Origin of the sequence: Kribbella sp. NPDC049227, from assembly GCF_043197265.1 — a bacterium.
Taxonomy (GTDB): domain Bacteria; phylum Actinomycetota; class Actinomycetes; order Propionibacteriales; family Kribbellaceae; genus Kribbella.
In genome coordinates this window covers 63,064-81,055 of the sequence record NZ_JBICST010000005.1, presented here as the reverse complement: position 1 = coordinate 81,055, position 17,992 = coordinate 63,064, and the positions used below count along the sequence as shown (strand labels likewise).

Genomic DNA, 17,992 nt, shown 5'->3' with positions numbered 1-17,992 from the left:
TGTCAGCTCGGGCCCGTCACGCCGCCGCGGGATCTCTCCGCGGCGAGCAGATCGGGGACCTCCTGTGTCGCATACCACAGCAGATCTTCACCCTCGCACGAATCGAGGGCGAAAAGTGCGTCGTCGTCACCGTTCTGGGCGGCATCCCACAGGTCGGCGGCCTTCCCGACCACCGCGCTCGCACCCGCGGCGTCCAGGTGCACGGCCGCGACCGACGTCCACGGGATCACGACGTGCAGCTCCAGCACGGCGTCCCCCAGCTCGACCGAACCATCGGCCGGCGGTACGGCGCTCACCTCGGCGGCCACCACGACGCGGCGCCGGGCCGTGACCGGGTCGGCCGCGAGCAGTCCGACCGAGGCCCGAGCAGCCTGCGCCATCGCGGCGTACTCGAGCTCCTCGTCGTCGCCCTCGGCGTACCACTCCCGCAGGGCCGGGGTGACGGCGTACGCGGTCAGCGGCGCCGGGCCGATCTCACCGGCAGTGCACGCGACGCTCAGCAACCGCAGTGTGGATGGGATGTAGACCCTCATGTACCCGCCTTCTTGGTCGTGCCGCGGGGTTTCTTCCGGCCCCGGGAGGCCCGGTTGTGGCTGCCCTTGGTCGTGTCGAGCAGCTCGTCCAGCGCATCCGTCACACATTGGCCGAACACAGCGAGGTCGGGCATCGCGGTGCGGTCCGCGTTCAGCCCGAAGGAGACCTTCCCGTCGTACGACGTGACGCCGACGGACAGCCCCTGACCGGGCATCAACGGCACCACCGGGTACGACGCGAGCATCGGCGCACCCTTGGCGTACAGCGGGAACTGCGGCCCGGGCACGTTGGTGATCACCACGTCGTCGATCGGCCGGACCGTGGTGGTGGCGACCCGGGCGGCCAGCGCGTGCAGAGTGGTCGGCGCGAACCCGGCGATGCCGACCAGGGACCGGGCGCTGACCGCGCGGCCGGTGTCCTTGTGCACCTTGGTCTGGTACGAGATCTGGTGCAGCCGCATGACCGGAGAGTTCTCGCCGACCGGGAGGTTCACCGTCGAGGCGATCACCCGGGAACCGAGCGAGGTCGGCTCGTCGTCCTCGTCGTCGCGGATGCTCACCGGGACCACCGCCCGTACGCTGCGGGTCGGGCCGACGCCCTCACCCCGTGTCATCATCCAGGCCCGGAACGCACCCGCGACGACCGCGAGGACCACGTCGTTGACCGTGCCGCCGTGCATCGCCCGGACGGTCCGGTAGTCCTCGAGGTCGGTCTGCACGGTGGTGAACCGGCGCTGACCTGACGTCTTCACGTGCAGTGAGCTCTCCTGCGCGTGGCGCTGCGCTGCCAGTGAGCCGACCACGTCGCCGAGCACCTCGCGGACCGAGGTGGAGCCGGTCAGGCTGGCCATCTCGGCCCGGGCCAACTCCAGCACAGCGGTCGGGTGGCGGGTGGCGTCGGCGAACACGCCGGCCAGCAGCTCCAGCGCCGACGGCGGGTGATCCGGCTGCCAGGTGTCGGTCGGCGTCTCCCGCGGATGTGCGGTCGAGTCCAGCACGACCTGGCCGATGTCGACCGTACTGTTGCCGTCGACAAGGGCCTGGTGGGACTTGGCGATGATCGCGAACCGGTCGCCCTGCAGGCCCTCGACCAGGTACATCTCCCAGAGCGGGCGGGCCCGGTCCAGCCGCCGGGACATGATCCGGGCGACCAGCTCGAGCAGCTGCGCGTGCGTCCCCGGCCGGGGCAGAGCGGAGCGCCGTACATGGAAGGTGATGTCGAACTCTTCGTCGTCCACCCAGACCGGGCCGGCGAACCGGCCGGGCACCTGCTGCACGCGCTGCCGGTATCGCGGCACGAACGCGATCCGGTCCCGGATCAGCGCGACCAGGCTCTCGTAGTCGAACCCGTCACCGGAGTGCACCGGCGGCTCGAAGATGTCGACCGTCCCGACGTGCATCGGGGTGGCCGGCGACTCGGCCTTGAGGAAGGTGAGGTCCAGCGACGTCAGCCGATCCGGCATCCGATCACCTTCCTCTCGCAGTCGAAGCTTGTCTCGTCACCCTAGCGGCCGGATCCGACAGTGGGCTGCGACACTGGCCGTAGAGAGCTCTCTGGGAACACTGAGCTATCTGTGTTCGTCAGGCAAGAGGGCGTGTCCCGCGTCCTGAGAAACCGAAGAGACCCCTTGAAAGGCCCCTCGACCCATGCGTTCGACGCTCACTCGCGGTACCGCCGCCGCCCTTCTCCCCACCCTCGGTCTGCTGGTCCTGGCCGGCTGCGGCGGCGGTGACTCCGACAGCGGCGCGAGCCCGAGCACCCCGCCGAGCACCCCGGCCAGTACGCCGAGCGACCTGCCGACCATGACCGCGACGCCGGGCAAGCCGAACTCCTCCAGCCCGTCGAACACCGCGGACCCGTCCGGCGAGCAGGCCGACGTGACCATCAACGTCACCGTTGCCAACGGCAAGGTGAACCCGAGCGGCGCGAGCGTCAAGGCGAAGGCCGGCCAGACCGTGCTGGTGACCGCGGTCAGCGACACCGACGAAGAGCTGCACATCCACGGCTACGACAAGGAGCTGGAGCTGACGCCCGGCAAGCCCGCCTCGGTCAAGTTCACCGCGAACATGAAGGGCACCTTCGAGATCGAGACGCACAAGAGCGGCAAGCTGGTCGCCAAACTCGTCGTCTCGTGACACTACTTCTGGCCGGGTCTCCGGCACTCGCACTCGTCCTGCCGCTGCACGGGATCGGCGGCCGGCAGGACCTCCCGATCCCGTTCGGCCTCGCGGTCGGCGGGGCCGCGGTCGCGATCGCCGTCTCGTTCGTCGTCCTCGCACTGGCCTGGCGGAGCCCGAAGTACCGCGGCAACGCCTCCGGCAAGCCGTTGCCTGCCGCAATCACCCGGACCGTCGACGCCAGTTGGTTCCGCTGGGTGGTCCGGGTGGTCGGGCTGGTGACCTTCCTCTACGCGATGACGTCGCTGGTGTTCGGCGTGGACCGGCTGACCAACCCGATCTTCGGGTTCGTCTACATCCTGGTCTGGGTCGGGCTGGTGCCGATCTCGATCGTGTTCGGCCCGGTCTGGCGGACGCTGAACCCGCTGCGAACCCTGCACCTCCTGCTCTGCAAGGCGTTGCGGCAGCCGCCCTCGAAGGGCCTGCTGGAGCTTTCGCCGCGGCTCGGGCTCTGGCCGGCCGCGCTGGGGATCTTCGCGTTCACCTGGCTCGAACTGGTCGCACCGGACCGGGCCACCATCCCGGTCCTGCAGGCGTGGATGGCGCTGTACGTCGTGATCACGATGTTCGGCGCGATCCTGTTCGGCGACCGGTGGTTCTCGACCGCCGACCCGTTCGAGGTCTACGCGACCCTGATGTCCCGGCTGTCACCGTGGGGACGTCGTACCGACGGAGCGCTGGTGGTCCGCCGGCCGCTGGAGAACCTGGACGGCCTCAAGCCGCTACCTGGCCTCGTCGGCATGGTCTCCGCTCTGCTCGGCTCCACGGCCTACGACGGGTTCTCGAACTCGTCGGCGTGGATCGGCTGGGCGCAGAACCAGGACGTGTCGATGACCGTGCTCGGCACCTGTGCGCTGATCGTGTTCATCCTGTTCGTGCTGGTGACGTACTCCGGCGCCACTCTGCTGGCCGGGCGCCTGTCGGATAGCTCCCGGACGTCACTGCCGCGTCTGTTCGCGCACTCCGTCATACCGATCGCCCTCGGGTACGTCGTCGCGCACTACCTGACGCTGTTCATCCTCGAGGGGCAGCGGACGCTCATCTACCTGAGTGACCCGCTCAGCAACGGCGCCAACATCTTCGGCACCGGGCTGCTGGCCGTGAACACCGGCATCACCAACCACAGCACGGCGATCGCCGTGCTCCAGGTGCTCGCGGTGGTGGGCGGCCACCTACTGGGTGTCATCTCGGCCCACGACCGCGCCGTCGCGCTGTTCCCCCGGCAGAAGGCTCTGGCCGGTCAGATCCCGTTGCTGGTCGTGATGGTCGGCTACACCGTGGGTGGCTTGCTGCTCTTGTTCTCGTCCTGACGCGTGAGGGAGCGGCTGGTGACGGCGAGCAGGATGAAGGCGAGCAGGCCGAGGATCAGGTGCGAGTTGCCCGGGATCGACTGCCAGAAGGTCCAGTTGAGTTCGCGGTCGTCACGGTAGGGGACCCACCAGATCGAACGCAGTACGAACAGGCCGTACCAGAGCACGCCGGCGACCACCGCCGGGTTGAGACCCCAGACCCGGTTCACGGCGCGGATCAGGCTCACGCCGAGCGGGATGATCCACACCCAGTGGTGACTCCACGAGACCGGTGACGCGTACAGCACGGCCAGCGCCATCACGGAGATCGCGGTGACCCGCTCGTCGGCCAGCCAGTAGCGCCGGGACAGCCAGAGCACCAGCAGACCGAACACTGCCGAGAGCACGAACCACGTCGGCTGCACCCAGCTCGCGTCGTTGCCGAGCCGGTGCAGGAAGCCGTTGAACGACTGGTTACCGGTGTAGGCCAGACCGCCGACCCGGTTCGCGTCCAGGATGACGTCGGTCCAGTACCGCCAGGACTGGTGCGGCACGATCGCGAACCCGATCGCCATGGTGGCCAGCAGGCCGAACACGGCGTTGCGGAGCGCCCGCCACTGCTTGGTGACGATCAACAGCGCGAGGAACGGCAGCGGCGTCAGTTTCACGCCGATCGCCACGCCGAGCCAGAAGCCGCGCAGCCGGGCGCCGGCCGGCCGGACCAGGTCCAGCAGGATCATTGCCGTGAGCAACAGGTTGATCTGACCGAACTGCAGTGTCTGCCAGACCGGCTCGAGCAGCAGCGACAGGACCGTGAGCGCGGCCAGCACGGCGGTCCGTTTGCGCTGGGTCACGAACGACCAGAACGTCTTGGTCAGGCTGGTCCGCCACAGCAAGGTGATGCACAGCACCGAGATGGTGGTCCAGACGACCAGTGCGACACCCCACGGCACGGCGGCCAGCGGGACCATCGCGATCGCGGCGAACGGCGGGTAGGTGAACGGCAGCCCGGATCCGGGCAGCTGCGCGTCGTACAGCGCGTCGCCGTGCAGCAGCACCGAACCGCCCATCCGGTACACCCGGAGGTCGATCATGCCGTCGAACAGACCGGCGATCCATGCGCCGAGCGCGACCAGGGCCGCGCAGACCGCGATCACGATCAGGATCCGGCGCAGAGCCAGCGGGCGGGGTGAGGAGGTGGTGGTCGTCACGGTCACGTCAGGTCGGCTCCGAACAGGGATTCCAGGGCGCGGCGGGTCTCGTCGTACGAGGTGTGCAGGAGGCCGGTCATGCCGAGCGCGCGGGCGCCCTCGACGTTCAGCTCCAGGTCGTCCACGAACACGCACTCCTCCGGCTTCAGGTCGAGCCGGCGGGCGGCCAGCAGGAAGATCTCCGGGTCCGGTTTGCGCATCCCCACCTCACCGGAGATGACGATGTCGTCGAACATCCCGTCCCAGGTGTCCCGCGGGTAGGTGTTGCCCCAGGAGTTCGACAGCAGCGCCGTGCGGATCCCGAGCGACCGGGCCCGGCGGACCAGCGCGGACATCGCCGGCTGATGCTCGAAGTGCGCGAACATCCGCTCGATCAGCCCCTCCGCGGGCACCGGCGTACCGTCGCGGCGGAGCAGGATCGAGGCCAGCTTGCGCTCGAAGTCCGGTACGGCGATCTGTCCGCGCTCGAGCGCGTGGACCGGGTTCAGCTCGGCCTCCGCCGTGGCGTCGGCCGGGTTCTCGGCCGGCAGCCAGGCCAGCACCGCCTGGAGGTAGGAATCGAAGTCGAAGCCGTCGAGCTCGGCCCACCGGCGCAGCGCCTCCTCCAGCCCGGAGGTCAGCACCCCACCCCAGTCCACCAGGAGCCCGCGCAGCTCGACCTTCCCGTCCGACATGCGCGCAAGCCTACTCAGCACATGAGCGGCTTCACGCTGCCGGTCCTGCCGGTCACTCGCCGTATATGCATGATCAGGTCAGTGGGTGTACTCGACGGTGACGTCGCCGGAGGAGGTCTTGGCGTCGATGGTGCGGGTGGCAGCCGGGTCGGCCGTGACGGTGGCGGACTCGTCGCCTGACGAGGTCTCGGTGTCCACCTTGTACGCCACGGTGTCGTTGGGGACCCGGATCGTCACGTCACCCGAGCTCGCCTCCGAGTCCACCGACTGCGGCGCCTTGGCGAACTCGAGCTCGGCGCTGCCCGAGCTGCTCTTCGTCGACACCGACGTCGCGGTCAGGCCGCTCGCCTCCAGGTCGCCGGAGCTGGACTCGAGCCAGAGCGAGCCGCCGACGTCCTGCACCTCGATGTCGCCGGAGCTGGTCTTCAGGTTCGCCCCGTCGAGCAGCCCGGAGGCCTTGAGGTCGCCGCTCGAGCTCTCCAGCGTCACCTTGAGGTCCTTCGGCACAGTGAGGATGTAGTGCGTCTCGCAGCCGAACGACAGGAACCCGCAACCGGTGTCGCGCAGTTCCAGCTTGCCGTCGTCGTACTTCTCCTTCGGGTCGGAGCCGAACAGGTTCCGCTCGAACTTCCGCTCGACCTGCACGTCGGAGACGTCACCGACGCGAACCTCGACGTTCGCCGACTCGGCCTCGACGATCAGTGAGTCGCCCTGCACGGGGTAGCCGGCCTGGCTCGTCTTGGTGTCCTCGGTGAGCCCGGTCAGAGCCCAGTAGACCCCGCCCAGGATCAGCGCGACGGAGATGGCGATCCCGTACCGCCGCTCGGGACTCATCGTGCTCGTCGGCCGGCCTTGGACCTGGGACATGCTTCCCCCTCAGGGTGTGACACCTACCTGTTCACCCTGACACATCCCCGCACCGGTGTCGGTGGGGTTTTCCCCCGGATCGCCACCTACCCGACCCTGAGTCTCGGGTCTTGGTGGGCCCGGCCCGGGAACCCCTCGGCGACCACGGCGGCGAGCTGCTGGAGTGCCTTGCGGATCTTGCTGGACCGGGCCGCCTCGGCCAGGGTGCGGCCCGCGGCCATCGCCGCATCGACGGCGTTTTGGTCGTTCGGGAGCAGGGCGGTGACTGGGACCCCGGCGTACCGATCGAGGGCCTCGGTGACCGCGTCGGCAGGCGAACTGCCGAGCGAACCGGAGCGGAGGCGGTTGACCACGACCCTGACGTCTGCCGACGGCACCACCGCCCGGAGCTCGTGGATCGCGCGGATCAGCCGGGTCAGCCCGACCGGGTCGGCCGCACCGACGACGATCACCTCGTCGGCCTCCTCGAGCGTGGCCAGAGTCGCGCCGTTGCGCCGCGGCGCCAGCGAGTCGAACGAGATCTCCTCGTCGCTCTCGATGCAGAACCCGACGTCGACCACGGTGCACGGCGCGAGCATCCGCGCGGTCGACCAGATCGACTCGACCGCCGCCGGCCGCAGCTCCGTCCACCGGTCCGCTCGGCTGAGCCCGGTCAGCACCAGCAACCGTGGCTCCACCTGCCGCGCGTGCTTCGCCAGCATCGGCATGTCCAGGGCGCCGCTCGCCGCCGATCGTGCTGCAGCCGCCAGTCCGGACGTCTCGTCGAGCATTCCGAGCTGCTGCGCCACGGTCCCGCCGTACACATCGGCGTCGGCCAGCAGCGTTGGTACACCCCTTGCTGCGAGCTCGCTGGCCAGTCCGACTGCGACCGTCGTTCGTCCGGGAGCGCCGGTCGGGCCCCAGACCGCGATCATCCGGCCGCTGCCGTTGCTGTACTCGGGTGGCGGGTTGCCGGCCGTCTCCGGCGTCACCGGCACGAACCCGCCGGAGAAGTGCGAAGCCGTGATGGGCGGTCCGGCGTCCACTGCGTCGGTGACTGCGCGGCCGAGGTCCTCCGGGCTGACGTCGGCCGGCAGGATCCGCTCGATGCCCATCCGGCTGAGCCGGTCCTCGGTGCCGAACGGTTCGCCGTTCTCAGACGGATCAACCAGCGCGACGACGGCGATCCGACGAGCATGCAGCGCCGCCACCGCATCGGACGTGAGCCGTGGCAGGTCGTCCGCTAGCAGCACCGCCCGCGCCTGCCCGCTCGCGGCTGCCGCCATCACATCCGCGATGTCCACGCAGCGCCGTACGACCCGGATGCCTGGTGCACGCTCGGCCCGGCGTACGACGTCTGCCTCCCACGGTGCTCCGGTCACCGCGAGCAGCACTGGGACCGACATCAGCTGCCCCGCCTGACCAGCACCGGCTCACCCGAGCTCATCGCGGTCAGCGCCGCCGGGAGTCGTCGCAGATCGTCCTGATCGAGGCCGACCAGGACCTGCCGGCGGGCCGAGCCACCCGCGACACCCTTCACCGCATCGACCTGCAGCACGCGGACGTCGCTCCACATCAGCTTGGCCGCCTGGTCCTGAGCCTTCGGGACGACCCAGATGTCGACCTGGTCACCGCCCGCCGCATCCGACGGCAGCCGCCCGGTCGCCACTGACAGCGGCAGCTCGGTGCGGTTGCTCTCAGCCTCTGGTACGGCGGCTTCGCGTGGAACGAACTCCCCAGCGTCGACGGGCCGCGCGACGACCAGACCTTTGAGGTCAGCATCGGCGGCGACGTACTTGTTCGCGTCGTCGCTGCTGGTGAAGCGCACCCGCACAGTGGTGAGGTCGTCGCCGGTCAGCTTGGTGCCGGCTGGGAGGTCATGCCTGGCGGCCCAGATCGTGGTGGTGTCGTCGGCGGACGAGAGCAGCTTCGCGCCGGCCAGACCGGTGACGGCCACGAGCAGGACGCCCAGGAGCAGTCGGCCGTCCTTCCACCGGGCCCGCCGGTTGCGCTGGGCGGGCGCGGACGGCGCTCCGAACCCACTCCGCACTACTGTGTCGACCACGTCGGGCTCCCCAGTCACTCGATCCAGTCACTCGATCCGTCTGCGCGGACATTCTGCCGTGTCCGGCGGCGCACCGTGCACGGTCATCCACAGGCAGTCACAGGCTGGGGACAAACCCGGTCATCCGGGCGCCAACCATGGCAAACTGACGGAACCAGCCACGATGTGAAGGAGTAGGACGGATGCCGGGTCCGCGTTTCCTCCAACTCGCCGACGTCGCCGAGGTGCTCAACATCTCCGCGAATCAGGTCTACGCGCTGGTGCGTCGCGGCGACATCCCGGCGGTCAAGATCGGCGGCCGCGGCCAGTGGCGGGTCGAGGCGACCGAGCTGGAGAAGTACATCGAGCGGCTGTACACCGAGACCCGCGAGTTCATCGACGCCCACCCGTTCGGCGAGGAAGCCGAGCAGGCCGAGGACCTGCACTGAGTCAGCCGCGACGTCAGCGGCGACGCAGCGCGCGCAGGGCCGCGGTCGGGACCAGCCTGACGTTGTAGACCTCGCTCCGCCGCCGCGGCGCGTCGAGCGGATGCTCGGCGATCTCCACGAAGTCCGCCCCGACCCGATCGATCGTCCCGGTGACCGGGACTCCCCCGCAGAACAGCGTGACCGGTGAGCGGTCCCGAGCGATCCCGCGCAGCAGGTGGGCCAGGCCCAGCTTCCCCGCCACCGCCCCGACCGCCGGCTCCGCCCACGGACCGAGCCGATGCACGGCGACCAGCGCGCCGACCGGGATCAGCCACTCCTCGGCCCGCTCCGCCTCGATCAGCAGGCAGTCCTTCCCCACTCGCGTGAGCAGCCCCTGCACGGGCTCGGCGTCGGCCACCTCGACTCGTACGACGGTGTCGACGGCGCCGCGGAGGCGGTCGAGCACGGTGATCTTGCCGACCTCGGTCCGGATCCGGTCCGCGACCTCGCCGTACAGGTCTCCCTCCTGCATGGCCTCGAACTGCGACTCCAGGTCCTGGAACAACGCGTCCCATCGCATCCCCCGAACCTACCGCAGCACTTGCCAACTGCCCTGATCCGGGATCTATAGTGATCTAACCAAAGCAAACGCAAGCAAACCCATAGATCACGAGGGAAGCGATGACACGGGGAGTGAAGGGCGCGCTCACGCTGACGGTGCTGGCCGGAGTAGGCCTGGGTCTGCGCTGGGCGACCGCGGGCTCGATCGGCGCGGCGAGCAGCCACGATCTCGACTCGATGGCGGTCCTCGCGGTCGGCACGGTCGCGTGGGTCGCGTACGGCTGGCTCGTCCTCGCGATGCTCGCCACAGTTCTCGAGCAGCTTCCTGGCGTCGCCGGGGCCGCCGCATCCGCGATCGCCGGCCGGATCACCTCGAACACCGGCCGTACTCTCCTGCGGTCCGCCCTCGGCGTGGCCGCGGTCACTCCACTCACGCTCACCACTGCCCACGCCGATCCCGTCGAGGGCACGGCGCGCCCCTGGAGCCAGGTGGAGCCGCGGTCCACCGTCCAGCCCGAGGCCGAGTCGCCCGCTCGCGTCGGCGTACCGGATCGGCCTACCGCTGGAGCGCCGACGCGCTACACGACGGTCCGCTCAGGTCGGCCGGTGCGAGTCGTCCGGCCTGGGGAATCGCTCTGGCGCATCACCGCGGACGAGCTCGGACCCCACGCGACGGACGCGGAGATCGCAGAGCGCTGGCCGGACTGGTACGGCGCGAACCGCCGGCTGATCGGCTCCGACCCCGACCTCATCCACCCCGGCCAGGTCCTTCACACGCCGCCCACCTCCCAGGAGAACTGACATGAACAACCTGTCAACGGTCAGCCGGCCGGACTCCATCGCCGAACCTCGGTCGAACGTGCGGCTGCTGCGGTCCGTACCGAACCCTGAGCACCAGCGGCCCACGGTCCGGCCCGGGATGCCGGACGCGGTGGCGTGGGCGTCCCGGTTGGTGCAGGCGGTGTCGGAGGTGATCGCCGGCGATCGGCCGATCTCGCAGCTGGTGCGGTTCGCGGACGAGGAGGTGTTCGCGGAGTTGAACCGGCGAGTGCGGCTGCTGGGGTTGACGACGACGGCCACTGGACGCGGTGCGCACGAGCGCAGTGTGATCCGCTCGATCCGGGTGTGTACGCCGGCTCACCGGGTGGCGGAGGTCGCGGCACACGTCCGGCACGGCGATCGCTCGCGCGCCATCGCATTGCGGATGGAGGTCCGCCGCAACCGCTGGGTCTGTACGGCGCTCGAGCTCGGCTGACTGAGCGATCAGGCGAACTCTCGTGGAAGTACGGACGTCTCACGGAGCGCAATCGGATCGTGCTGCTGCCGTCACGTGGCTGCCGCAGGCGCGGCGTACGTTCACCGGATCGGTCGATCGATCGGTCCTCGTCGTTCGGGGGAACGAATGTCTGACACGACTCTCAGCAGGACGCTGAATTCCCAGGCCCACTTGGCAGACCCGGAGTCCACTGGGGTGACTCCGGGCGTGCCATGGCGGATCGGGTTGGCGGAGCTCAGCAAGGCCGAGCGGGCGCGGGTGCTGCCCGCGATGCGGCGGCAACGATGGGCCGAGCGGCTCCCGATGCTGTACCCGGTGGCGGTGCGCTACCACCGGGTGCTGCGGCGGATCGAGTGGCTGCGCTCCAGTACGCCGTACGCCCAGACGCGACAGGTGGACGACCTGCCGGTGCGGGTGAAGCGGCACAAGTCGCTGCTGTTACGGGAGCTCGGCGAGACCGAGATGTGGATGCAGCACAACAAGGTGACGAATCTGAAGCTCGCCTGTGCTCAGGTGGACGGGCTGCTGATCCGGCCCGGTGAGACGTTCTCGTTCAACAAGCTGGTGGGGAACGCGACGCGTCGCAAGGGATACGTGAAAGGCATGCGGTTGTCGAACGGGCAGGCGCGGCCCGGCATCGGCGGCGGGATCTGCCAGCTCGCGAACCTGCTGCACTGGATGGTGCTGCACTCGCCGCTGACGGTCACGCAGCGGTCGACGCACAGCTTCGACCCGTTCCCGGACAACGGCCGGGTGCTGCCGTGGGGCGTGGGTTGCAGCATCGTCTACAACTACGTGGATCTGCAGTTCCGCAACGACACCGACCGGACGTTCCAGCTGCGCGTCGGCGTCGGCGAGCGCTACCTCGAGGGCGACATCCTGGCCGACGCACCGACCGATGCGTCGTACCGGGTGTTCGCCCGCGGCGAGCGTTTCCTGCGGGTCGGCGCGGACTACTTCCGACGCAACGAGATCTGGCGCACGGTGATCGATCGCCGCACCGGCACGACCCTCCGCGAGGAGTGTCTTCGCGAGAACGTTGCCCTGGTCAAATATGTCCCGACGGGCGGGCAGGTCCTGGACGTCGTACCGCCGGGGTGACACCCGGGCGGGCTAGGTTCGGGATCCCCTCGCCCCACGGGAAGGATCCGCATGTCCGGTACGACGCGCCCACGCAGAACAGGGCTGCTGATCGCCGCGGTGATCGTCGTGGTCGTGGTTGTCGCGGCGGCCGCCGTCATGATCGTGCGCACCGACGACGATCCCACGCCGGCAGAACGACCGACGCCAGGTGGCGTCATGACCGGGCAAGCCGATCAGCTCGCCGATGCCCTGACCGCACAGCGGATGGAGTGCTCGGTCCGATACACGTTCACCCAGGCGGCGGTGGCAGGCTGCTTCGGCCAGGCGGACAACGGCGACCGGTCGACCGCGGTCCGCTTCCAGTACACATCGGATGGCGCAGTGATCGCCGTCGACGCCACGTCGTCGAGCGAGCAGCCGACAGCGCTCGCGACCCTGGTGAAGGCGACCGCCTCCGTGGTGTTCCCCGACGACGCCGACGCGGCGGACGCTGCGCTCGCGTCCGCCGGATCGGTGCAGCCGATGGCGCGCGACGGCCGCTGGGGCAAGTACAAGGCGGAGAACTCCGTCGGCGGTACGACGTTCAGCGCGGCCAGGACGGATGCGCGACCGGTGACCATCCCGAGCCAGGAGATGACGACGACCGCCGCGCAACTGCAAGACGCCCTGCAGGCGAAGGGATTCACCTGCGGCGCCGTGAAAGCGGCCGCGGATGCGAGCTGTGGCAGCACCTACCGTGATGGCAAGGGCCGGGTCCGGATCCGCAGCTACAGCCTCGGGCCGAAGCTGAACGCCGGAGGCGTCACCATCCTCGAGGTGTCCGCCGAGGACGCCTCGAAGGATCGGACGGCCGCGGCCACCGAGCAGGCGTTCACCGACGTCACCGCCACGGCGCTCGGCGCCATCGAGACCGAGGCGCGCGACGACCTCGCACGATGGGCCGAACAGCATCGCGACGGGCAGTTCCATTCGGCGTACGTCGGCGGGTGGCGGGTCACGCTCAGCAGCGTCAAGCCCGCGGACACGTCCGTCCCGCTCGCCCACCGGCTACGGGTAGTTGCGGACACCAACTGGAACACGCCGGACTGAAACTGTCGGTGGGGCGTTGCAGACTGGTGGGGTGAGTCAGGTTGGTGAGCCGTACCGGGAGCGTCCTGCGCTGCTGCCCGGGGCTGCCTTGTGGACCCGGACGGCCGAGGGTGGCGAGTACCGGATTCTGCCCGACGGCTGCATGGACCTGCTGTTCATGAATGACGACCTGGTCGTGTCCGGGCCGGACAGCCGCGCCTACACCGGTGTCGCGGACGCCGGGACGAGGTACGCCGGGATCCGGTTCTCGCCCGGAGCCGCGCCGGACTTCTTCGGCGTACCCGCACGGGAGCTGCTGAACGAGCGGGTCCCGCTCCGCGAGCTGTGGTCGCCCGCGCGAAGCCGGCGCATGCTGGACCAGGTGCGGTCGGCGCCTGTGCCCGCACTCGCGCTGGACCAAGCTGTGGCCAGTCTGGCGGAGGAGCCGCCGGACCGGCTGATCACGCACGTACTGCGGAGCATCCGCGCAGGAATGCTGCGCGGTGGAGCCGGCGTCATCAGCCTCGCGAGCAGCGTCGGGCTGAGCGAGCGCCAGCTGCACCGGCGCTGCCTGAACGCGTTCGGCTACGGGCCGAAGATGCTCGACCGGGTCCTGCGCATGAACGTCGCCCTCGACCACGCCCGCACCGGCGCCGCCCTCGCCGACGTCGCCGCCCTGCACGGGTACGCCGACCAGGCTCACCTCAGCCGCGACGTGAAGGCACTGACCGGGCTCCCGCCCGGAACTCTCCTGCTGCGCTGAGCCGGATGGCGTGTCAGCATTGCTGTTCATGACCGCTGACGCCGATGTCAGAACGACGACATTGCGGCACAACCCCTTGAACGCGGTGACGGCGACGGTCGAGCGCCTCACCTATCCCGACGGCAGCACCGCGATCCGCAAGCACCTGCGGAAACCAGTCCAGTCGACCGGCCCCTGGGCCGCGTCCACCGATCCGCGGCACTGGAACTACTGGCGCCGCGAACTCGAGGTGTACGCCGACGACGAACTCCGCAAGCAGGTCGCCGATGCCGGCCTGGTGCTGCCGGCCGCGCAGATCGCCGAGCACGACGACCACGCCGTACTGATGCTCGAGGACATCGGCGGCACGCCGGGGACGGAGTTCAGCCTGGCCGAGCACGCCGCGCTGGCACGAGCTTGCGGCCGGTGGCAGGCGCGACCCGCTGCCCGACGACCGTGGACCTCGACCGGTTTTCTGCGCGACTACTCGACGAGTCGCGACGTGCCGTGGCATCTGGCCGACGATGACGCGGCCTGGGAGCAGCCGTTGATCGCCGAGACCTGGCCGCCGGGACTCCGGTCGGCGTGGCTGCACCTGCTCGCCCACCGCGACGACCTGCTCGACCTGGTCGCGAGCCTGCCGCGGGCGCGCTGTCACCTCGACCTGTGGGTGTGCAACGTGATTCAGCGGCCGACCGGCGAGATCGCCTTGCTGGACTGGGCGTTCACCGGTGACGGCGCCCTCGGCGAGGACATCGGCAACCACATCCCGGACGCGGTCTTCGACCTGTTCTGGCCGGCCGAGCGGATGCGCGAACTGGCCGAGACCTGCATCGGCAACTACCTCGACGGCTTGCACGAAGCCGACTGGCGAGGGGACCCCGACCAGGTCCGCCTCGCCGTGATGGCCTCAGGCGTCAAGTACGCCTGGTTCCTCCCGGGCCTGCTGGGTCGCGCTTCCGCCGCATCCCACAACGCCTACCACCAGCAGGCCGACAGCCGGCACCTCTACCACCAGCGCGGTCAGGCCCTCGCCTTCGTCGCCGCCTGGTGTGCCGAGGCTCTTACCCGAGGACGACGGTGAAGCCGCCGGGCTGCACCGAGACGTGGGATGGCTTGCCCTGCGAGTGCAGCTTGCCCGTCGACGTGTACGAGTAGGCGATCCTGCCTGTCGCGCTGACCTTGCGGGGGTGCGAGTCGACGCTGGTCAGCAACGTGGCGGTCCCCAGCCGGAGCGTGCTGATGCTGGGGATGAGGAGGAGTGCGTCCACCTGGGCCGGTCCGGTGGCCGAGGCGGCGAGCTGGGTCGCGTTCGGCGGGATCGGCGTGGCCAACGTGACCGGCAGCAGAGCGCCCGGGGCGGCGGAGATGCCTTGTGGGCCACCCGCCCCGTGGTCGATGGTGCCGAGCCGCCGGGACCCACTGGTCCACGTGGTGTGACCCGCGTCCGGGGTGTCGACGAGGTTCACGATCGGGAGCACCAGGCGTGCCTGAGGCGACGACGGCAGGGTCCACTGCGCCGACGTACCGGCAGCCAACGAGAGGTAGGAGCCGTTGCTCCATTGGGATTCGCCGGTCCAGGCGGATGGCGGGGTGACCACCTCTCCACCGGTGGCGGCCTCTGCTTCGACAACCGTCAGTCCGTCGTACGTCGGGGTTGCGCTGCCCAACTGCTGTGCGAGCTGCGCGACGGCCGGTGATGCGTCCAGGGCGAGCATCGAGAGCTGGCCGTGGATGGTGGACTCGGCTCCCGAGTTGCGGTTGACCACGCCGTCGCCGGCCAGACCGTCGTACGTGCGGCCGGTGGTCGCGTCGTACATCGGGGTGCCGGCGCGGTTGGCACCGAAGTACCAAGCGGCGACGAAGGAGGCGACCTGCCGGAGGCCGGGGAGTCCGACCGCCAGCAGGCCTTGCAGCCGGGCGTCGACGCCGTACGCGATCTGCGTACGGTCGATTGGCGCGGGCAGCCAGCCGTTGTCGGGACCGCCGGCCGTGACGAGCAGCGGTGTGAAGCCGGCGGTGTCGCCGATGGCCGGGTCGAGCAGGCGGCGGGACCCGAGCGCTGACGAGGCAGCGGCGAGCGCGGACGGCATCTGGGCACCCCACGCATGCCAGTCCGAGATCGACTCGCCCCACGGCATCAGTGCACGGAACGGCCACTGCCTTGTCGATCCGGCGCTCATCGCAGCAACACCCTCGGCGAACTGCGTCAGCGCACGACGTGCCCGCGCCGACCCGCCGGCCCGGACGTACGCCGACAACCCGAGAACCGCCTCGGACGTCGCGTCGGCGCCGTTCACGATCAGCCAAGCGGGCAGACGACGACCGTCGACGATGTTCCACTGGCCGTAGCTCACCAGCACCTGCCGCTCCAGCGCGGCGACCGCCAACTCGAGCCGGTCCTTCAGGAAGTCGGCGAAGCCACGGTCCAGTCGCCGGAAGACGGCGTACCCCTCCCCCAGCGCCCACACGGTCCGAGCCAGCCAGTACGACGGGCCGGAGTCGGAGGGGTCGGGGAGCTCGACCGGGTCGGCGCTGGGGTTCAGCGTCCCGTCGGGCTGCATCCACAGAACGACGTTCCCGTTCGTGGACTGGAGATAGGTGAGACCTCGGAGGAGGTCGCGGGCGGCGTTCCGGGAGGCGGCGTCACCGAACTGCTGGTAGTGCCGTAGGTAGACAACTGTGGCCCTGGCAATGTCGTCCGTGTTGTACGCGCCCTGTCCGTAGGTGTTGGTGGCGGCGTCGTACGTGCCGCCACCGATGCGCTTGTACGAGCCGTCGGACTGACGGTCCGCATAGGTCCACAGCACGCCGACCGGGCCGGAGCCGAAGGTGCTGTGGCCGGCGGCAGCAGGCGGTGTCACCGACGTACGGAGGAAGTCGAGATGAGCGAGGTTGCTCAGCTTGTTGCTGGAAGCAACAGCCGGCAGCGTGACAGTGGAAGCGGCGGTCAGAGCGAGCGCTCCGCCGAGGACGGTTCGGCGGGTCGGGTTCATGGCAGGCGATCCAGCCGGGCGACCCCGATGGCCGCGTCGGCCATCCCGTAGAAGACGTACCGCACTCCGTCCACCTCCTCGATGGCGGTCGGGAACACCACGTTCCCGACCGTTCCGACCTTCTCCTCCTCGGTCTCCGGCACGAGGATCGGTTCCTCGGTCCGGGCGATCACCTTGGTCACGTCGTTCGGGTCGAGCAGCAGCGCACCGGCCGCGTAGCAGACCTTCTGCGTCGTCGGGTCGAAGCCCTCCGGCTGCTCACCGGTGACGCCGTGGTGGATCACCAGCCAGCCCTCGGGCACCCTCATCGGCGCCGGTCCGGCGCCGATCTTCAGCTCCTCGAACGGGTACTCCGACATCGCCAGCAGCCGGTGCTGACGCAGGTGGACGAGGTTCCGGACGTCCTCCTGCACCGCCGACACCGGCACGAAGGACACCCAGATCCCCGGCCGGTCGTCGGTCACCCCGGCGGGCAGATGCACGCCCTCGCCCTCGCGGAACCAGCCCAGGTCCCACATCGGCCGATGCAACATCGCGTACGACGGTTCGCCGTCCGGGCCGGCCACGGGTTCGGGGAAGAACACCGTGTCCTTGTTCGGGAACAGGTTCAGGTCGGTGTCCAGGTCGGGCTGGTACTCGAAGTGCAGCGGACCGAGCCGCCGCCACTCACGCAGATCCGACGACACCGCCAGCGCCGGCTTCGGGCCGAGCGGACCATAGGCGACGTACGTCATGACGTGCAGGCCGAGCGACGGGACGAAGGTCACCCGCGGGTCCTCGACGCCGGCGTTGTTCAGCCCGCGCTCCCAGCCCTCGTCCGGCGCGAGGACGACACCTTCGCGCTCGACACCGACGGGCACTCCGTCCTTGACCTCGACCCTGGCCAGGCCGACCCGGGATACGTTGCCCGTAGCAACCAGCCGCGGCAGCAGGTACAGCTGCCCGTCCGGTGTGTGGCCGGTGGCGGGATTCAGGACGCCCTCGGCCTCCAGCTCGTTGCCCGGATCGGCCGTCATCAGTACGCCGACCCGAGTGAGCGTGTAAGGAACAGTCACCACAAAAC

19 protein-coding genes are annotated in these 17,992 nt (G+C 69.8%); 9 read left to right on the top strand and 10 right to left on the bottom strand.

Annotation, left to right across the window (positions count from 1 at the left end; genetic code table 11):
- Positions 1-2 precede the first annotated feature (2 nt).
- Positions 3-533, bottom strand: coding sequence for a DUF6912 family protein (locus ACGFH6_RS22505; protein WP_393386939.1), 531 nt, complete (start codon positions 531-533; stop codon positions 3-5).
- Positions 530-1,996, bottom strand: a complete 1,467-nt coding sequence (locus tag ACGFH6_RS22500; RefSeq protein WP_393386938.1) for a wax ester/triacylglycerol synthase family O-acyltransferase — start codon at positions 1,994-1,996, stop codon at positions 530-532. The genes ACGFH6_RS22505 and ACGFH6_RS22500 overlap by 4 nt, the downstream gene beginning before the upstream one ends.
- 184 nt (positions 1,997-2,180) lie before the next feature.
- Between ACGFH6_RS22500 and ACGFH6_RS22495 the strand changes: the two genes are divergently transcribed.
- Positions 2,181-2,669, top strand: a complete 489-nt coding sequence (locus ACGFH6_RS22495) for a cupredoxin domain-containing protein (protein WP_393386935.1) — start codon at positions 2,181-2,183, stop codon at positions 2,667-2,669.
- Positions 2,666-4,021, top strand: a complete 1,356-nt coding sequence (locus tag ACGFH6_RS22490) for a hypothetical protein (RefSeq protein WP_393386933.1) — start codon at positions 2,666-2,668, stop codon at positions 4,019-4,021. The genes ACGFH6_RS22495 and ACGFH6_RS22490 overlap by 4 nt, the downstream gene beginning before the upstream one ends.
- Here ACGFH6_RS22490 and ACGFH6_RS22485 read toward each other — a convergent pair.
- The 5 genes from ACGFH6_RS22485 to ACGFH6_RS22465 all read right to left on the bottom strand — a co-directional run bounded on the left by ACGFH6_RS22485 (position 3,982) and on the right by ACGFH6_RS22465 (position 8,796).
- A complete protein-coding gene (locus tag ACGFH6_RS22485; RefSeq protein WP_393386930.1) occupies positions 3,982-5,217 on the bottom strand; it encodes a glycosyltransferase 87 family protein in 1,236 nt (411 codons plus the stop codon). The genes ACGFH6_RS22490 and ACGFH6_RS22485 overlap by 40 nt on opposite strands.
- A complete protein-coding gene (locus ACGFH6_RS22480) occupies positions 5,214-5,885 on the bottom strand; it encodes an HAD family hydrolase (RefSeq protein WP_393386927.1) in 672 nt (223 codons plus the stop codon). The genes ACGFH6_RS22485 and ACGFH6_RS22480 overlap by 4 nt, the downstream gene beginning before the upstream one ends.
- Before the next feature lie 78 nt (positions 5,886-5,963).
- The gene (locus ACGFH6_RS22475) at positions 5,964-6,752 is read right to left on the bottom strand and encodes a DUF4097 family beta strand repeat-containing protein (RefSeq protein WP_393386924.1); all 789 of its coding nucleotides are present in this window, start codon (positions 6,750-6,752) and stop codon (positions 5,964-5,966) included.
- An 86-nt stretch (positions 6,753-6,838) separates the two neighbouring features.
- Positions 6,839-8,137 carry a CpaE family protein gene (locus ACGFH6_RS22470; protein ID WP_393386921.1) on the bottom strand — a complete coding sequence of 433 codons (1,299 nt, stop codon included), beginning with the start codon at positions 8,135-8,137 and terminating at the stop codon, positions 6,839-6,841.
- Positions 8,137-8,796: an SAF domain-containing protein gene (locus ACGFH6_RS22465; protein ID WP_393386918.1), complete on the bottom strand. Its 660-nt coding sequence runs from the start codon at positions 8,794-8,796 to the stop codon at positions 8,137-8,139. The genes ACGFH6_RS22470 and ACGFH6_RS22465 overlap by 1 nt, the downstream gene beginning before the upstream one ends.
- A 182-nt stretch (positions 8,797-8,978) precedes the next feature.
- Between ACGFH6_RS22465 and ACGFH6_RS22460 the strand changes: the two genes are divergently transcribed.
- On the top strand, positions 8,979-9,224 hold the full coding sequence (locus tag ACGFH6_RS22460; RefSeq protein WP_131352629.1) for a helix-turn-helix domain-containing protein: 246 nt from the start codon (positions 8,979-8,981) through the stop codon (positions 9,222-9,224).
- Positions 9,225-9,237: 13 nt separating this feature from the next.
- Here the strand turns inward: ACGFH6_RS22460 and ACGFH6_RS22455 are convergent, their stop codons facing one another.
- Positions 9,238-9,783 carry a hypothetical protein gene (locus tag ACGFH6_RS22455; protein ID WP_393386914.1) on the bottom strand — a complete coding sequence of 182 codons (546 nt, stop codon included), beginning with the start codon at positions 9,781-9,783 and terminating at the stop codon, positions 9,238-9,240.
- A 101-nt stretch (positions 9,784-9,884) separates the two neighbouring features.
- Between ACGFH6_RS22455 and ACGFH6_RS22450 the strand changes: the two genes are divergently transcribed.
- The 6 genes from ACGFH6_RS22450 (at position 9,885) to ACGFH6_RS22425 (ending at position 15,017) form a co-directional block, all read left to right on the top strand.
- Entirely contained in the window at positions 9,885-10,565 is a 681-nt protein-coding gene (locus tag ACGFH6_RS22450) for a LysM peptidoglycan-binding domain-containing protein (RefSeq protein WP_393386911.1), read from the top strand.
- A gap of 1 nt (position 10,566) precedes the next feature.
- The gene (locus ACGFH6_RS22445; protein WP_393386909.1) at positions 10,567-11,019 is read left to right on the top strand and encodes an Rv3235 family protein; all 453 of its coding nucleotides are present in this window, start codon (positions 10,567-10,569) and stop codon (positions 11,017-11,019) included.
- Positions 11,020-11,247: 228 nt separating this feature from the next.
- Complete coding sequence (locus tag ACGFH6_RS22440) at positions 11,248-12,141, top strand: VanW family protein (protein WP_393386906.1); 894 nt, start codon at positions 11,248-11,250, stop codon at positions 12,139-12,141.
- Between the two features lie 51 nt (positions 12,142-12,192).
- Positions 12,193-13,212 carry a hypothetical protein gene (locus ACGFH6_RS22435; protein ID WP_393386904.1) on the top strand — a complete coding sequence of 340 codons (1,020 nt, stop codon included), beginning with the start codon at positions 12,193-12,195 and terminating at the stop codon, positions 13,210-13,212.
- Positions 13,213-13,243: 31 nt separating this feature from the next.
- Positions 13,244-13,954, top strand: coding sequence for a helix-turn-helix domain-containing protein (locus ACGFH6_RS22430; protein WP_393386901.1), 711 nt, complete (start codon positions 13,244-13,246; stop codon positions 13,952-13,954).
- Positions 13,955-13,982: 28 nt separating this feature from the next.
- Positions 13,983-15,017, top strand: a complete 1,035-nt coding sequence (locus ACGFH6_RS22425) for an aminoglycoside phosphotransferase (RefSeq protein ID WP_393386899.1) — start codon at positions 13,983-13,985, stop codon at positions 15,015-15,017.
- On the opposite strand, the gene ACGFH6_RS22420 is transcribed toward ACGFH6_RS22425, so the two are convergent.
- Positions 14,998-16,929 carry a hypothetical protein gene (locus tag ACGFH6_RS22420; protein WP_393386897.1) on the bottom strand — a complete coding sequence of 644 codons (1,932 nt, stop codon included), beginning with the start codon at positions 16,927-16,929 and terminating at the stop codon, positions 14,998-15,000. The two genes, ACGFH6_RS22425 and ACGFH6_RS22420, sit on opposite strands and share 20 nt — an antisense overlap.
- Positions 16,926-17,984, bottom strand: coding sequence for a glycosidase (locus ACGFH6_RS22415; protein WP_393386895.1), 1,059 nt, complete (start codon positions 17,982-17,984; stop codon positions 16,926-16,928). The genes ACGFH6_RS22420 and ACGFH6_RS22415 overlap by 4 nt, the downstream gene beginning before the upstream one ends.
- Between the last annotated feature and the right edge of the window lie 8 nt (positions 17,985-17,992).

Coding starts and splice junctions, on each gene's coding strand:
- ACGFH6_RS22470 (WP_393386921.1), bottom strand. CDS start 8,137: ATGTCGGTCCCAGTGCTGCTCGCGGTGACCGGAGCACCGTGGGAGGCA.
- ACGFH6_RS22500 (WP_393386938.1), bottom strand. CDS start 1,996: ATGCCGGATCGGCTGACGTCGCTGGACCTCACCTTCCTCAAGGCCGAG.
- ACGFH6_RS22450 (WP_393386911.1), top strand. CDS start 9,885: ATGACACGGGGAGTGAAGGGCGCGCTCACGCTGACGGTGCTGGCCGGA.
- ACGFH6_RS22495 (WP_393386935.1), top strand. CDS start 2,181: ATGCGTTCGACGCTCACTCGCGGTACCGCCGCCGCCCTTCTCCCCACC.
- ACGFH6_RS22445 (WP_393386909.1), top strand. CDS start 10,567: ATGAACAACCTGTCAACGGTCAGCCGGCCGGACTCCATCGCCGAACCT.
- ACGFH6_RS22435 (WP_393386904.1), top strand. CDS start 12,193: ATGTCCGGTACGACGCGCCCACGCAGAACAGGGCTGCTGATCGCCGCG.
- ACGFH6_RS22505 (WP_393386939.1), bottom strand. CDS start 533: ATGAGGGTCTACATCCCATCCACACTGCGGTTGCTGAGCGTCGCGTGC.
- ACGFH6_RS22455 (WP_393386914.1), bottom strand. CDS start 9,783: ATGCGATGGGACGCGTTGTTCCAGGACCTGGAGTCGCAGTTCGAGGCC.
- ACGFH6_RS22475 (WP_393386924.1), bottom strand. CDS start 6,752: ATGTCCCAGGTCCAAGGCCGGCCGACGAGCACGATGAGTCCCGAGCGG.
- ACGFH6_RS22460 (WP_131352629.1), top strand. CDS start 8,979: ATGCCGGGTCCGCGTTTCCTCCAACTCGCCGACGTCGCCGAGGTGCTC.
- ACGFH6_RS22480 (WP_393386927.1), bottom strand. CDS start 5,885: ATGTCGGACGGGAAGGTCGAGCTGCGCGGGCTCCTGGTGGACTGGGGT.
- ACGFH6_RS22420 (WP_393386897.1), bottom strand. CDS start 16,929: ATGAACCCGACCCGCCGAACCGTCCTCGGCGGAGCGCTCGCTCTGACC.
- ACGFH6_RS22425 (WP_393386899.1), top strand. CDS start 13,983: ATGACCGCTGACGCCGATGTCAGAACGACGACATTGCGGCACAACCCC.